Raw genomic sequence first — 13,241 nt, forward strand, 5'->3', positions numbered from 1 at the left:
ACAACTTGGTGATGGCATTTGCAACGCTGGGCTACAACCTACTGCGCTGGATGGGGCTGAGGCTCACTGCCCCGGATGCGCCTGTGCGCCACCCGGCCAAGCGCCGCCGCCTGAGAACTGTGATGCAGGAGCTGATGTACATGGCCTGTCGCCTGATCCACAGTAGCAGGCAACGGTTCCTGCGCTTTGGCCGCCACTGCCCGGGTTTTGCGGTTTATCGTGACCTCTACCGAGGCCTTGCGTCTCCCGGGTAGACCACCCGGATCACTTCGTTGCTTGGTCTCAACCCGATCATCTTATTGGGCAGATTGCCCGTGCCTGAGAATTACAATTTGATCAATATTTGATCGAAACAAGGCCGGTTTGCAGGCGTTGCAATCGGTAAAATGACCGCCGTGTTCTCAACACAACCGGACTGGCTTCAAAAATGAGTTAGGCGTGAGCCAACCAAGGCTCAGAGTGCTATATTCGAGCGGAGTCACTGATTCAGGATATTATTAAAACCATAAAAATTAATGACGCTTATAACGACATAATCATATACCGTTACGAAATAAAGCCGAAAACAAATACACGGAACCAAGCACTGCTTAGCGGCACATCCGGGAGGGATAAAGCGCGGAAAAACATTAACGCATTTTAACAATGAACGTTAAAAAAGCGTCAACAACTGCTAGCCCGAATTGCCTTGGCAGGTGACACTCCAACAATCACCTTCATCAAAATGATCATTTATGTCCGAACCAACCCCACTTCAAACCTTGTTCGACACCCTCCCCCAATCCGGCAGCGTGGAATGGATCGGTATCCGCCCAGCCCGCGGTGAAGCCATGAAAGCGCTCAATAACGTGATGATCTCACGGGGCACAGGCCTGGAAGGCGATCGATTCAAGGGCCGCGAAACCAGCAAACGGCAGGTTACGTTGATTCAGAAGGAGCACTTGTATGTCATAGCTGCCTGCTTGCATCGGGAGGCCATTAGCCCCGACGTTTTCCGGCGCAACATCGTGGTATCGGGCCTCAACCTCCTGGCCTTGAAAGGCAAAACGTTCAGGATTGGGGGCGTGGTACTGGAATACACGGGCCTTTGCCACCCCTGCAGCAAGATGGAGACCACTCTTGGGCCGGGTGGGTACAACGCCACGCGCGGGCACGGTGGTATTACGGCACGAGTGGTAGAAGGGGGTGAACTGGCTCTCGGCGACAACGTGCAGGCTTGCTCATGAAGCTGGAACAATCACCCTCTTCAGCAACGGCTTGCTGCTTGAGCTTCTTTTTGCAACTTTGCGCTCCGGACAATCAGAACTATACTTTTAATCTCTTATTTGATTAGCAAGTAGTGCTTTCGCAGCTACCGAAATCAAGCTCGGATGAATTACATCCGATAGCGAAGTTGCCCCCTACGCGATCGCCGCGCACTACTTTGCGGAAGAACTCGAAAAAGCAGCGCCCGGCGAGTTCGACGTTTCGTCCTTCCCTAACCACCAGCTCGGAAATGATACCGCGATGCTTGAGGGGTTACAGTTTGGCACTATGGGTGCGGATGTAATTACCGGCACCCAGGTAGGTCAACTGGAGACCGCGTTTCAGCTCAATGACCTCCCGTTCCTCTACGCTAACAGCGCGCAAGCCCATGAAGTTCTGGATGGCGAAGTGGGTCAGGAATTACTTAAGCGGCTTGAAGTCCAAGGCATAAAGGGACTGGGTTTTGCCGAGGCCGGTTTCCGCCATACCATCAATAATGTACGGCCAGTGGCAAAGCCCAACGACTTCAAGGGTATCAAACTGCGCGTCCAACCCAGTGACTTGTTTATCGACAGTTTCCGTGCGATTGGCGCAAACCCAACGCCAATGGCCTGGAGTGACGAGGTCGCTATCCTCGCCTTTATTTGGACCATCTTCCTGTTTTCAAGCGCTCTTGTCCGCGACTTTGGCCATGTCCGGGTCGCGCTTTTACTGGACGCGCTTCCGCGTGTGGCTGCAAACTGCTGCAATCCCCGTTTGCGGCGGACTAATTGTTTTTCACTCGTTGGTTCTTTTGTTGCGTCCCTCGTGTATCAGGGACATGCCTGAGGTGAACAATGGGTGACATTGGCACAGTTATGATTGTTGGCCTCTTTATTATGCTGATTCTCGGAGTGCCCATTGCGATTACCTTGGGCCTCCTCACAGCCGTTGGCGTTTGGATGGCAGACAGCAACCCCATGATCATGGCCCAACGCTTTCTGGCAGGTGGCTCAGTCTCCAGTCTTCTGGCTATCCCCGGATTCATTCTTGCCGGCGAATTAATGAGTGCAGGCGGGCTTTCTCGTCGTCTTGTACGAGTGGCATCGGTATTTTTTGGTCACCTGACCGGTGGACTCTCAATGTCTACTGTTGTGGCCGGGACGTTCTTTGGGGCAATTTCCGGTTCTGCGCCAGCGACTACCGCGGCAGTCGGCTCGATTATGATCGATGAGCTCGCGGCCAAAGGGTATAAGCGGGGTTACGCAGCGGCTGGCTTTTGTGTCGTCAGTGTTCTGTATGCAAGGCGCATGGGATACCCAAGGAAAACCGTGCAACTAAAGCAGACATTCTGTTTGCTCTGCGCGATGGTTCCTGGGCACTATTGGCGCCCGTGGTCATCCTTGGGGGCATCTACAGCGGCATCTTTACACCCACAGAGACTGCGACTGCAGGCGCATTCTATAGTGCCGTAATAGGCCTATTTTTTTACCGCGACCTGCACTTCAGGGAACTCCCCGCCATCCTGATCAAGTCCATGCGCACAACCGCGGTAATAATGTTCATTATTGCTGTAGCCTATGGGTTCGCGTGGGTTATGGCCAGCGAACAGATTCCCAAAAGACTCACGGAAAACTTGCTAGCTCTGACCACGAATCCGTTTCTTCTCCTGCTGATCATCAACATCATGTTGCTCGTTCTGGGCGCAGTGATGGATAACATCTCAGCCATGGTGATTCTCAGCACTGTACTGATTGGCCTAGGTCAACAGATTGGTCTCGACCCTATACAACTAGGTGCCATGGTAGTTATTAACTTTGCCGTTGGAATGGTAACGCCTCCAGTTGGCTATTCCATTTTCGTGGCCTCCAGTATCAGCGGAATGCGGGTGGAAGCAATAGCTCGCCACATCTGGCCGTTCCTATTGATACTTCTCGGGGTGGTTGGCTTGATTGCCTATGTGCCAACCGTGACGCTCTGGCTTGGTACAGACTGGCCACACGTTAAGCTTCCAGGTTCCATGCCTAAGGACGCCGTTCTTGTTGATGAGTTTTTGAGATTGGTGCCTGAATCTTCTGGTCGTCAGGCTATCCTCGTCGACAATCCTGATCGTTTGTATCAATTCACCTAAAACAAAAGCAACTAGCTGTGTAAAACCGGGCCTCCTGTGCGCTGCTCTCGTTGATTCCGCCGAACAGGTGGCCCGGTTTGCTCAATTGAGGTTTAATGCGCCAGACACTCACTTGCCTGCAGATACGCTTATCACTACGCCTCTTGCCACATCGCCCGAACAAAACGTCTCCGAAGTTGAGATAGAGCAGGCAATTCGCTCAGGCATCGAAAACTACTTTGACGACTGCCGGGCGCGGATACCGGCGTTTATTGACCGTCATTTCCATTATCCCGGCGCCATAGGGACCAACCGGATGGCGCTGGGATGGGACATGTTGCGGGCACCGATCAATCTACTTTGGGCGCCGGTGTACGCCCTGGCATGCCTGGTAAAAGTTCTGACTCCCAAGCGAACCGGCCTGATGTGGTTGCACGGTTTGGCAAATCGTATACCCGCCGGTTTTACCACCCGGGTACAACAGCACATCTCGCACCTGATCCTGGTGGACCTGTTGAACAATGGCCAGGAGGGCTCACTGCTTGAGAGCTCAAGTCTGGAGGCATATCTGATTGAGGCGCTGGAGGCGGTCTATGAGCGCCACACCTACAAACCGGTGGATCACCAGCAGTTCAGCACGCTGATTGAACCACTGATCGCAGACGCTCTCAGTCAGTACCGGATAACCCGAACGGCGTCTGCCGATATCACCAACAGTATTTCATGCACGGTGTTAGGCGCGTTCGCATTCCAGAAGTTTACCCCAGGTGGTATTGGGCTGGGAGTGGTGCTCGCATCCATGCTAGCAAAGACCCTGGCCGCCCAGGACTTCATCTTTGGTGAAACCATCGGCAGCTGGTACTACAGTTTATTTCCACCGGAGCCTTCGCTGGCGACGACGGCCAGCGTTATGGTCGCGGTTATGGCCTCACTGGCGGCGTTTGCGGCCTTTTCCGGCATTATATTCGACCCTGTTCAGGCGGCGGTCGGCTTGCATCGCCGGCGCCTGCACAAGTTACTGGACCACCTGCAGCGAGACGTTGCCCTCAGCACCCAAAGCAGCTTTCGCCCGAAAGACCAGTTTGTGGCGCGGATTCTGGACACCTTCGACATGATCAAATCGGGTTTGCTTTAGTTGGCCGGAAGTCTTTACCTAATTTTAATGCGAAATCCGTGCGAGCTGGCAGGCCCGATGCTAAAGTTTTGAGCATATTAAAATAAAAGCCATCGCAACAGGGAGCGTGTCTTCAGCGTGAACTGGCTTCTGGTTCTTCACATTGTGGCATTGTTGTTCTGGGCTGCCCTGCTTGTGTACCTACCGGCGCTGCTGGCTGGAACGGTGTATACAGGCTCATCTTCAACTGCAGATACAGAAGGCAGTCTTGCCGTACGTGAAAAGCTCCCCCGATTACTTTTTACTCACTTCGCCACACCAATTGCTCTGCTGTCCATCATTGCAGGTACGCTGGTGTTTGTTGTTCACCACAATATTGGCATCTGGCTGATCGTTAAGTTGACTCTGGTGGTGTTACTGATTATCAACCACACATTGCTGGGCTTATTGATTCTGCGTGCGGAGACCGGTAGCAGTATGCCGGTGCGACGGTGGTGCTTTGCTTCGGCGGTGATGACCTGCATGCTGATTGCGGCTGTGCTTTGGGTGGTGCTCGCCAAGCCCGTTTTCGTGAGTGTTCCATGATGTTCGGTGAGCAAGGCAGACTTATCACCTCACCAAGGGCTATGCCGACGTTCCGCCATTTTTTCAGGGGAAACACCGACCGCGTGATCGTATACCAGCTCACCGCCGAGCAAACTGGTGACAGTGATCAGGAACCCTGTCAACAACGACAGGTACAGCCCCCAAGGAAGAATCAGCAGCTCCGGCTCCCCCACCCTGATGAACCAGTTAAGGGTTGCAAGGGAAAGCAGCATCACGGCCAACAGTGCATGGCACCAACCGGTAATCAGCCGGCGTATCTGTTCTACAATAACAAGATCCAAAAATCCCACCGCGCCGGACACCCAGCCCCCGGCCACACCTATTCCCGCAAGCCAAACGCCGGCTCGGGCCCAGAAGAAATCACCTGTCAATGCATAGCCAATATCTGTGGCAATGAGCAGCAGCAAAGCGGCCACTGGGAAGTGAATCAGCATAGGATGGATCGGGTGACCCAAAATAGACATACGACTGACGATCTGTTCCCTGGCCATAATTATCCTTTGAGCGTGCGAGTACGAAGCAGGGGCTATCCACCATCGGGAATAAAAAGAGTAGCAGCCTTTAGCGTTATTGGCACAGGTGGATTGTTGGCCGGATGTCAGGGCGAGTTCTCCACGCTTTCTCCCGCCGGCCCTAACGCTCTCTCGGCAGCATGGTTGTGGTGGGGAATGTTTGGCTGGTTCACATTCGTTCTTGTGGTCGTGGTCGGGCTCTGGCTATACGCCATCAGGCGTGCCCCGGAGCCCGTGTCGAAAGCTCGAGCCAGGCAGGTCCAGAACCGGTGGATTCTCTGGGGTGGCCTGGTACTGCCGATCACCAGTATGGCAGTGATTCTGGCGTTTGGTGTCCCCGCCGGCCATCAAATGCTACCTCTGCCACCTGCAGAAGGGAAAGCGCTCCGGATCAACGTCACGGCACACCAATGGTGGTGGGAAGTGCAATATCCGGACTCAGGTATTCAGCTGAAGGACGAACTGCACGTTCCAGCCGGCGTCCCCCTTGACCTTCACCTTACCAGTGCTGATGTTATTCATTCGTTCTGGGTTCCCCGCCTGGGAGGCAAACTGGATATGCTACCTGGCCGCACGAATGTACTGCGCCTGCAAGCAGATGAACCCGGCACCTATCGTGGCCAGTGTGCCGAATTCTGCGGCACCCATCATGCTCATATGAAATTTACGGTAACCGCATACAGCCCGGAAGATTACCAGGCATGGCTCCGCGAGGAGACCGTTAATGACTAACCTGTCAGAAGAGGCAAACTGCAAACGGGAAGCGCAACTGGAACATGTGTGGGGCAATTTACCCGGATGGGGCGCTCTGGCAGCGGTGAACCATACCTCCATAGGGTTCAGGTTCATGGCCACCGGGATGATATTTTTTCTGATCGGTGGCGTGTTAGCGATGTTAATTCGCACACAACTCGCGATGCCCGAGCAGGAGATCATTGAGGCCAGCCTCTACAACCAGATTTTCACCATGCACGGCACGGTGATGATGTTCCTGTTTGCGATCCCGGTGCTCGAAGGGGTAGCGATGTATCTGGTGCCAAAGATGATCGGCACCCGGGACCTTGTATTCCCTCGCTTGAGCGCCCTGGGCTACTACTGTTACCTGTTTGGTGGTGTGATTATTCTCTCCAGCCTGGTGCTTGAGGTAGCGCCGGACGCCGGCTGGTTTATGTACACGCCTCTGAGCAGCAACACCTATTCGCCTGGCCCGGGCTCGGACTTCTGGTTATTGGGCATCACCTTTGTGGAAATATCCGCGATTTCAGCCGGCGTGGAGCTGGTCGTGTCCATTTTGCGAACTCGTGCCAACGGCATGGCCCTCAACAAAATGCCAATCTTCTGCTGGTACATCCTCGCCATGGCGCTGATGATCGTATTTGGCTTTCCACCTCTGATCCTCGGCAGTGTGCTGCTTGAACTCGAGCGTGCAGCCGGGTTCGTCTTCTTTGAAACCTCTGGCGGTGGTGACCCTCTGCTATGGCAGCACCTGTTCTGGATGTTTGGTCACCCGGAGGTCTACATCATCTTCCTGCCTGCAGCAGGGATTGTATCTACCCTAATTCCGGTGTTCGCACGGCATCCGCTGGTGGGTTATCGCTGGGTGGTGCTGGGCATTATTACCATGGGGTTTATCAGCTTTGGGCTGTGGGTACACCACATGTTTACGGTGGGCATCCCGCAGCTGGCCCAGGCTTTCTTCTCTATAGCCAGCATGTTGGTAGCGGTTCCCACAGGTATCCAGATTTTTGCATGGCTGGCAACACTCTGGCAGGGCAAAGTGGTGTTTCACCTGCCAATGCTCTGGATCGTCGGGTTTCTGGTGGTCTTCGTTTGCGGCGGACTGACGGGCGTGATGCTGGCGCTGGTGCCCTTCAACTGGCAGGTTCACGACACACACTTTGTGGTCGCTCACCTGCACTACGTGCTGGTCGGTGGCATGCTCTTTCCGCTGATCGCCGGTTTTTACTATTGGTTGCCCCATGTTTCCGGCCGTATGCCCTCGGACAAAATGGGCCGCTGGGGGTTCTGGCTGTTTTTCGGTGGATTCAATACCACCTTCCTGCTGATGCATCTTACCGGGCTGCTGGGCATGCCCCGGCGAGTCTACACCTATGAAGCGGGGCTAGGCTGGGATTGGCTCAACCTCATTTCCTCCATCGGTGGATTCATAATGGCGATCGGTGTCGCAGTGATCATTGTCGACATCGTATTGCATTTCCGTTTTGGTCGCCGAGCTGAGCAGAATCCCTGGGGCGCAGATACTCTGGAATGGGCCATCCCAATGCCGGTGAATGCCTATAATTTTTCGAGTATGCCCGATATTACCACCCGGCATCCGATGTGGGAGAACCCCGAGCTCGTAGAAAGCATCGCCGCAGGCGAACATGGTCTGGCGGAAGTCCAGAGCCTGAGGCGGGATATATATGGATCAGATGCTGTCACCGGTAAAGTCAGAGAAGTGGTTCACCTGCCCACCAACTCCTGGCTACCCCTGATGACTGCCACAGTCCTGGCGGTGGTATGCGTCAGCTTGCTGATCAAAGCCTACCTGATAGCTCTGACAGCCGCTGCGGTAGCGCTTGTATTGGTGCTGCGTTGGAGCTGGGAGAACGGCGCCCACCCCAGAGCCGCGCCAGTAGGCGCCAACGATCCTGTGGACCCACCACTGCACTCCCGTACCTGTGATGGCCCGGGGCTATGGGGCATGGTGGTCAGCCTGATGGCCAATGGAACCCTCTATGTTTCGCTGTTGTTTGGCTGGTTCTATCTCTGGACGGCTGCGCCACAATGGTCAACGCCCGAAACAGGCCCATTGGCACTGATTCCTCTGATAGCAAGCGGGATACTGCTAACCCTTGCGGTAATGATCTACCATGGTGCTGTCTCCCAACTGCGCAAGCGCAATGCAGGCAGCCTTGGCCTGCGTCTGTGGGTTGCTTCGGCCATCGGATTCACCCATTGGTGCTTGCTGGCCTGGGTGCTGCAAACATCGTCATTACAACCGACGGAGTTGGCCCATGATGCAGTGTTGGCGGTGGCGCTGTATTACCTGCTGCTGCACAGCGGACTTGCGTTGATCTTTACAGTACTCCAAGCGTTGCGGGTGAAACTGGGATATGTTGGCGCCAGGCTGCCTTACGAACCCGTCGTGATTCAGCCGTTCTGGATCTATACCCTGGGCGTTTTCTGGCTCAGTTTTGCACTGTTTTTGCTGTTGCCGATGGCATGGGAGGCATGATGAGTCCCTCCCCGTTTCATCCGGTAAACCTGGTGTTGGGGCTGGTTATCTGGGCGCTGTGGTTTGTGCTGCTCTATGGTGGGTTGTCGGTTGGTTGTGCCTTTGCACCACCGGATGCCGAGGCTGGTGTCTGGACCTGGATCAATGCAACTTCTTTGATAGCCGGGCTCACCGTATCGGGTTATTTATTAGCGTGTGCCCATGGTTGTTGGAAGGCTCCTTCACTGTCGCATGTCTCAGAAGTCGAGCCCATCAAGGCGTTTATCAGCAAAACGTCCGCCGCTGTTTATCTGGTGTCCGCATTTGCATCCCTGATGCTGGCGATGCCTGGCGTTATCTTGCCACCATGCATTTGAGCTTGCGCTGTGAGCCTTGGCTCGGTGTCGCTTTGTTTGGCCTGAGTGCACCGGCCTTTGGCCATAGTCCGATAACCAGTGAAGGTGCCGAGCAGCTGACCGCCATGATCGGCTTGGTCATTTTCTGTTTGGTCTGGCTGGTCTATCTGGTGGGCGCACGGCGGGCAAGGCCGCGCTGGTCGCAAGCCCTAGGCTTTCATAGCACCATGTTTATCAGTTTTCTGGCTCTCTGGGGGCCCCTTGACCACTGGGCAGAAAGCAGCGCCACGGCCCACATGGTTCAGCACATGGTGTTTATGGTGGTCATTGCGCCATTTTGGGTACTAACCACTCCCCTACCGCAACTTTCTGCAGGGAGCGGGCGATTGCTGGCACGCCTGTGGAGGCCCATGCTTAATCTGGTTCAGCATCCGGTTTATCTGGCTTACCTCCACGGTGCCATGATCTGGTTCTGGCACATTCCCCAGTTTTACGTCCTGGCCCTAGATAACCCTTGGTGGCACCTCGTTGAACACGGATGTTTCCTGATCACCGCAGGCCTATTCTGGTGGTCCGTGCTGAAAAGTCCTCAGCGCACCGTTGGCTGGGCATTGTTTGCCCTGCTCTTTACGCTGATACATACCGGCTTTCTGGGGGCCATACTCACCTTCGCTCAAAACCCTTTATATGGAGCCGGGCGCAGCCTACAAGATCAACAGTTGGCAGGTTTGATTATGTGGGTTCTGGGCGCTATACCGTATTTGCTTGGCTCCGGCTGGGTAGGCTGGCGGATGTATCAGCAATTGCAACGCCGGATATGAACAGGCCGCCAGCAGTCGATCAGCGCTCTGGGTTCAGATCTGCTTTGGTAATCCGGCCGCATCTGTTCAAGAACTAAGCCTGCCCACGAACTGAGGGATTATTATCAGATGAAGGACTGAGCCCGCTCAGCAACAGGCTCAGTTGCTCCTTAGTCGCCTGAGGGACGGCTCTGATTGATCGCATCCACTACAGCGCTGGCTGAGCGCACTGCGGATTCCAGCAGCGGCACACCTTCGTAGGCCCAGGAGCCGCAGAAGAACACTTTACGATCGGGCTGGCGGTGCCATTGGGCCAGCGCCTTGTGAACCCGGGAGGTGCCGGAGTGGACGACGGCGCGATCTAACGGCACCCGGGCGAGCACAGTGTTCGGGTTCGGTTCAAACAGCGGATTCCATGTCTGGAAAACAGGCGAGCTACCATCAAGCGTAGGCTCCACCTTGTTGACCCAGACGGTGAACATGGGTTTTTCCAGTGCTTCGTCCATCTGGAAATTCAGCCCGGTCCAGTCTTGTTTCTTCGCGGGCATGAAGCGCGGATCCTGATGGACCCAGAGCTCACCAGAATCGAACCCTATGTTTGCCAACATTTTCCGCTCGTCACCAAACTGCGTGTTATCCAGAAAGCTCAGCTGATTGGCCTGAGTAGCGACAATCACACGATCAAATACACCACCCTCGCCGCGTTGGTTATAGACCTCCACCCCCTCTTCATCTTCTTCGACCTGCGCCACAGGGCTGCCGGAATGTATATGCAGGTCTTTCGACAAGCCATCGACCAGCGCTGACGTACCGCCCTGGAGGCGGCAGATACCTGAGCCATGGAGAGTGCTGTCAAGCAGCAAGAGCAGCTGTGCCGCCGGCCAGTTAAGCAGGTGTTTTTCCTCGCAGGTACAAATGGTGACAAGCATCGGCAGCACTAGACCACGCCAGAACAACGGGTCGAAATCGTGTTGTTCGAGGATTTCTCCCAGAGTCGCTTCGTTGTTCTCACGTTCAAGCCGGCGCGTAAGGCGTTTAAGTTGCCAGACACCCCAACCCATGCGTAGTGCGCGGCCGTTTAGGTAACGCAGGGAGCCAACGAAGGGCCATCCCAGAACTGGCACTTCCCCGCTGCGAAACCAGGTGTGACGACTAGTCCAGCTGCAGGAGGCGTCGAGGCCTATTTCGAAGGTGCCAACCCCCACCTCTTTGGCAAGCTGGAGCACACTGGGCCAGGTATCAGCACTCATCACGCGCAAAGGCACATCCACCAGGCCGCCGTCTACTTCAAGGGAGTGGGCATCCATACCACGGCTCTTACAGGCTTCGAATACGGTGACATCGTGGCCGGCGAGACGCGCCCGATAGGCTGCCGCCAGCCCCGCCATGCCACTTCCAATGACTGCAATGGAGTAGGTCATCCGGGCCGATCCTTTTTCTGCCAGATATACATGAGCCGATTATGGTGGTTATTCGACTCAAGGAACAGGGCGAACTGGCAGCCTTAACGCTTTGCAGGCTTTACGCTTCAAACGCCTTACGATAGCTACCCTGATAATCAAAGATCCGTTCCTGCACCTGCCAGTAGTACTTGTGTTTGCGGGCAATGACAAAATCCGGTGCGGGTAACAAGGCTTGATTCTCCAGCACCGCTTCAACTGTGCGGAACGCTTGCGGGACCTGGCTATTCGCTAAACGCCGGCCAAACAGTTTGTTAAAGACGTGACGCTGTGCTGGCTTGCTGAAATCAAAAGACTCGCTGAGTTCTTCCCCATCTTCACTGTGATAGATGATTCTCAGTTTGCTTTCGTTTTTGTTCTCGTTCTTGTGGCCAGTGACGCTTAAGGTGATTCCGGCGCAACGAATGACCATGGCATCTTTGAGTTTCAGGGCATCTCTTAACTGATCATCCGGGTCGATAATGGCTTTTTTACACTGCTGACAGTTACGGGCCGCAATATCATTCTCGCCACCGCAGTGTGGGCACTCCTTGAAGCGAAAACGGTAATTACACTGTTCAGGGCGACCGTTCTGCGCTGCCGGCCTGACCTCTTCAGCAGGCTCCAGCAGCCCCTGACAACGGCGTCCGTAGTGCTCGACAACATGGCCCTCACTGTCTGCTGTGCCCCAGAAGATATTGGCAAAACCACAGTCCGGGCAGAATACCTGCACCGGCTCACTATCCGGATTCGGCTTCTTCTCTCCCACTTCCGGGTGATACAGGTTGACCCTGTTGCCCGCATAATCAATTACCAGACACGTCTGCTTACCTTCGTCCAGACGAAGGCCGCGACCCACAATCTGCTGATACAGGCTGACCGACTGGGTAGGACGAAGAATGGCGATAAAGTCCACATGGGGCGCGTCAAAACCCGTGGTGAGTACGGACACATTCACCAGATACTTTAACTGCTGTTGCTTAAAACGCTGAATCAGCACATCTCGTTCATTCTGATCTGTAGCGCCAGTAATCAGGGCTGTTTGGTGTTCTGGCAGATAACCAGTGATCTCCCGCGCATGATCCACCGTTGCCGCAAAGATCATCACCGCCTTGCGCTTAACGGCAAACTCCATTACCTGCTCACTAATGGCGCGGGTCACACGCTGATGTTTGCTCAGCAGTTGGTTCACATCTTTTTCAGCGTATTCGCCAAAGCGGTTCTGAGACAGCACAGAGAAATCGTATTGCGCCACCGCCGCGTTAACCAACTCAGGCTTGGTGAGATACCCCCGGTTAATCATATAGCTCAACGGCAGTTCATAAATGCAATGCGCAAAGGGCTTATCCAGCTCTTCACTGGAACCGCGAACAAAGCCTCGGTAGTGATAGCGATAGATCCAGCCCATGGCCAAGCGATAGGGTGTGGCGGTTAGCCCGAGTACTTTAAGGGAGTCGTTCTGTTGCCGTAGCAGCTCGATGATCCTTTGATACTGACTGGTATCCTCACCACTAACCCGATGACACTCATCGATGATGAGCAATGAGTATTCATCGCTGAACTGATCCAGATTGGCCGATACAGACTGCACGCTGGCGAAGGTGACCTGATATCGGTTTTCCTTACGCTTCAACCCGGCGGAGAAAATGCCGGCGGTTAACCCATAGCTCTGGTATTTGGCATGGTTCTGCTCCACAAGCTCTTTTACGTGGGTGAGCACCAAAATTTTACGCCGGGCAAGGCGGGCCAACTCGGCAATAACCAGACTTTTACCTGCACCGGTCGGCAGCACAATAACCGCAGAATCATCAGATTTGCGAAAGTGCTTCAACGTCGCATCAACGGCTTCCTGTTGATAAGGCC

Annotated in this window: 13 protein-coding genes and 1 pseudogene; 11 read left to right on the forward strand and 3 right to left on the reverse strand. The window is 54.6% G+C overall.

Features of this window, described 5'->3' with window-relative positions:
* The 7 genes and pseudogenes from ACTH3S_RS14110 to ACTH3S_RS14140 all read left to right on the forward strand — a co-directional run.
* Positions 1-254: pseudogene (locus tag ACTH3S_RS14110) on the forward strand (IS1380 family transposase); the annotation flags it as partial.
* A gap of 480 nt (positions 255-734) precedes the next feature.
* The gene (locus ACTH3S_RS14115; protein WP_441809648.1) at positions 735-1,226 is read left to right on the forward strand and encodes an MOSC domain-containing protein; all 492 of its coding nucleotides are present in this window, start codon (positions 735-737) and stop codon (positions 1,224-1,226) included.
* A 181-nt stretch (positions 1,227-1,407) separates the two neighbouring features.
* Positions 1,408-2,073: a TRAP transporter substrate-binding protein DctP gene (gene dctP / locus ACTH3S_RS14120; protein WP_441809664.1), complete on the forward strand. Its 666-nt coding sequence runs from the start codon at positions 1,408-1,410 to the stop codon at positions 2,071-2,073.
* Positions 2,074-2,081: 8 nt separating this feature from the next.
* Positions 2,082-2,699 (forward strand): TRAP transporter large permease subunit, encoded by a 618-nt coding sequence (locus ACTH3S_RS14125; RefSeq protein ID WP_441809649.1) that lies wholly within the window; start codon positions 2,082-2,084, stop codon positions 2,697-2,699.
* Complete coding sequence (locus ACTH3S_RS14130) at positions 2,585-3,355, forward strand: TRAP transporter large permease subunit (protein ID WP_441809665.1); 771 nt, start codon at positions 2,585-2,587, stop codon at positions 3,353-3,355. Before ACTH3S_RS14125 ends, ACTH3S_RS14130 begins: the two co-directional genes overlap by 115 nt.
* 85 nt (positions 3,356-3,440) lie before the next feature.
* Positions 3,441-4,469 (forward strand): DUF6635 family protein, encoded by a 1,029-nt coding sequence (locus ACTH3S_RS14135; RefSeq protein ID WP_441809650.1) that lies wholly within the window; start codon positions 3,441-3,443, stop codon positions 4,467-4,469.
* A 117-nt stretch (positions 4,470-4,586) separates the two neighbouring features.
* Positions 4,587-5,033 (forward strand): CopD family protein, encoded by a 447-nt coding sequence (locus ACTH3S_RS14140; RefSeq protein WP_441809651.1) that lies wholly within the window; start codon positions 4,587-4,589, stop codon positions 5,031-5,033.
* Between the two features lie 29 nt (positions 5,034-5,062).
* Here the strand turns inward: ACTH3S_RS14140 and ACTH3S_RS14145 are convergent, their stop codons facing one another.
* Positions 5,063-5,551 carry a DUF2231 domain-containing protein gene (locus ACTH3S_RS14145; RefSeq protein ID WP_441809666.1) on the reverse strand — a complete coding sequence of 163 codons (489 nt, stop codon included), beginning with the start codon at positions 5,549-5,551 and terminating at the stop codon, positions 5,063-5,065.
* Between ACTH3S_RS14145 and coxB the strand changes: the two genes are divergently transcribed.
* The 4 genes from coxB to ACTH3S_RS14165 are packed head-to-tail and all read left to right on the forward strand — an operon-like array spanning position 5,492 to position 9,960.
* On the forward strand, positions 5,492-6,298 hold the full coding sequence (coxB, locus tag ACTH3S_RS14150; RefSeq protein ID WP_441809652.1) for a cytochrome c oxidase subunit II: 807 nt from the start codon (positions 5,492-5,494) through the stop codon (positions 6,296-6,298). The genes ACTH3S_RS14145 and coxB overlap by 60 nt on opposite strands.
* Complete coding sequence (ctaD, locus tag ACTH3S_RS14155; protein WP_441809653.1) at positions 6,291-8,804, forward strand: cytochrome c oxidase subunit I; 2,514 nt, start codon at positions 6,291-6,293, stop codon at positions 8,802-8,804. Before coxB ends, ctaD begins: the two co-directional genes overlap by 8 nt.
* Positions 8,804-9,160, forward strand: coding sequence for a hypothetical protein (locus tag ACTH3S_RS14160; protein ID WP_441809654.1), 357 nt, complete (start codon positions 8,804-8,806; stop codon positions 9,158-9,160). Before ctaD ends, ACTH3S_RS14160 begins: the two co-directional genes overlap by 1 nt.
* Complete coding sequence (locus ACTH3S_RS14165) at positions 9,151-9,960, forward strand: cytochrome c oxidase assembly protein (protein WP_441809655.1); 810 nt, start codon at positions 9,151-9,153, stop codon at positions 9,958-9,960. The genes ACTH3S_RS14160 and ACTH3S_RS14165 overlap by 10 nt, the downstream gene beginning before the upstream one ends.
* Before the next feature lie 149 nt (positions 9,961-10,109).
* Here the strand turns inward: ACTH3S_RS14165 and ACTH3S_RS14170 are convergent, their stop codons facing one another.
* Both ACTH3S_RS14170 and ACTH3S_RS14175 read right to left on the reverse strand, forming a co-directional pair.
* The gene (locus ACTH3S_RS14170; protein ID WP_441809656.1) at positions 10,110-11,360 is read right to left on the reverse strand and encodes an FAD-dependent oxidoreductase; all 1,251 of its coding nucleotides are present in this window, start codon (positions 11,358-11,360) and stop codon (positions 10,110-10,112) included.
* A gap of 100 nt (positions 11,361-11,460) precedes the next feature.
* A partial coding sequence (locus ACTH3S_RS14175; protein WP_441809657.1) for a DEAD/DEAH box helicase occupies positions 11,461-13,241 on the reverse strand: 1,781 nt, incomplete at its 5' end.

It is taken from the genome of Marinobacter sp., from assembly GCF_052094685.1.
Taxonomy (GTDB): domain Bacteria; phylum Pseudomonadota; class Gammaproteobacteria; order Pseudomonadales; family Oleiphilaceae; genus Marinobacter.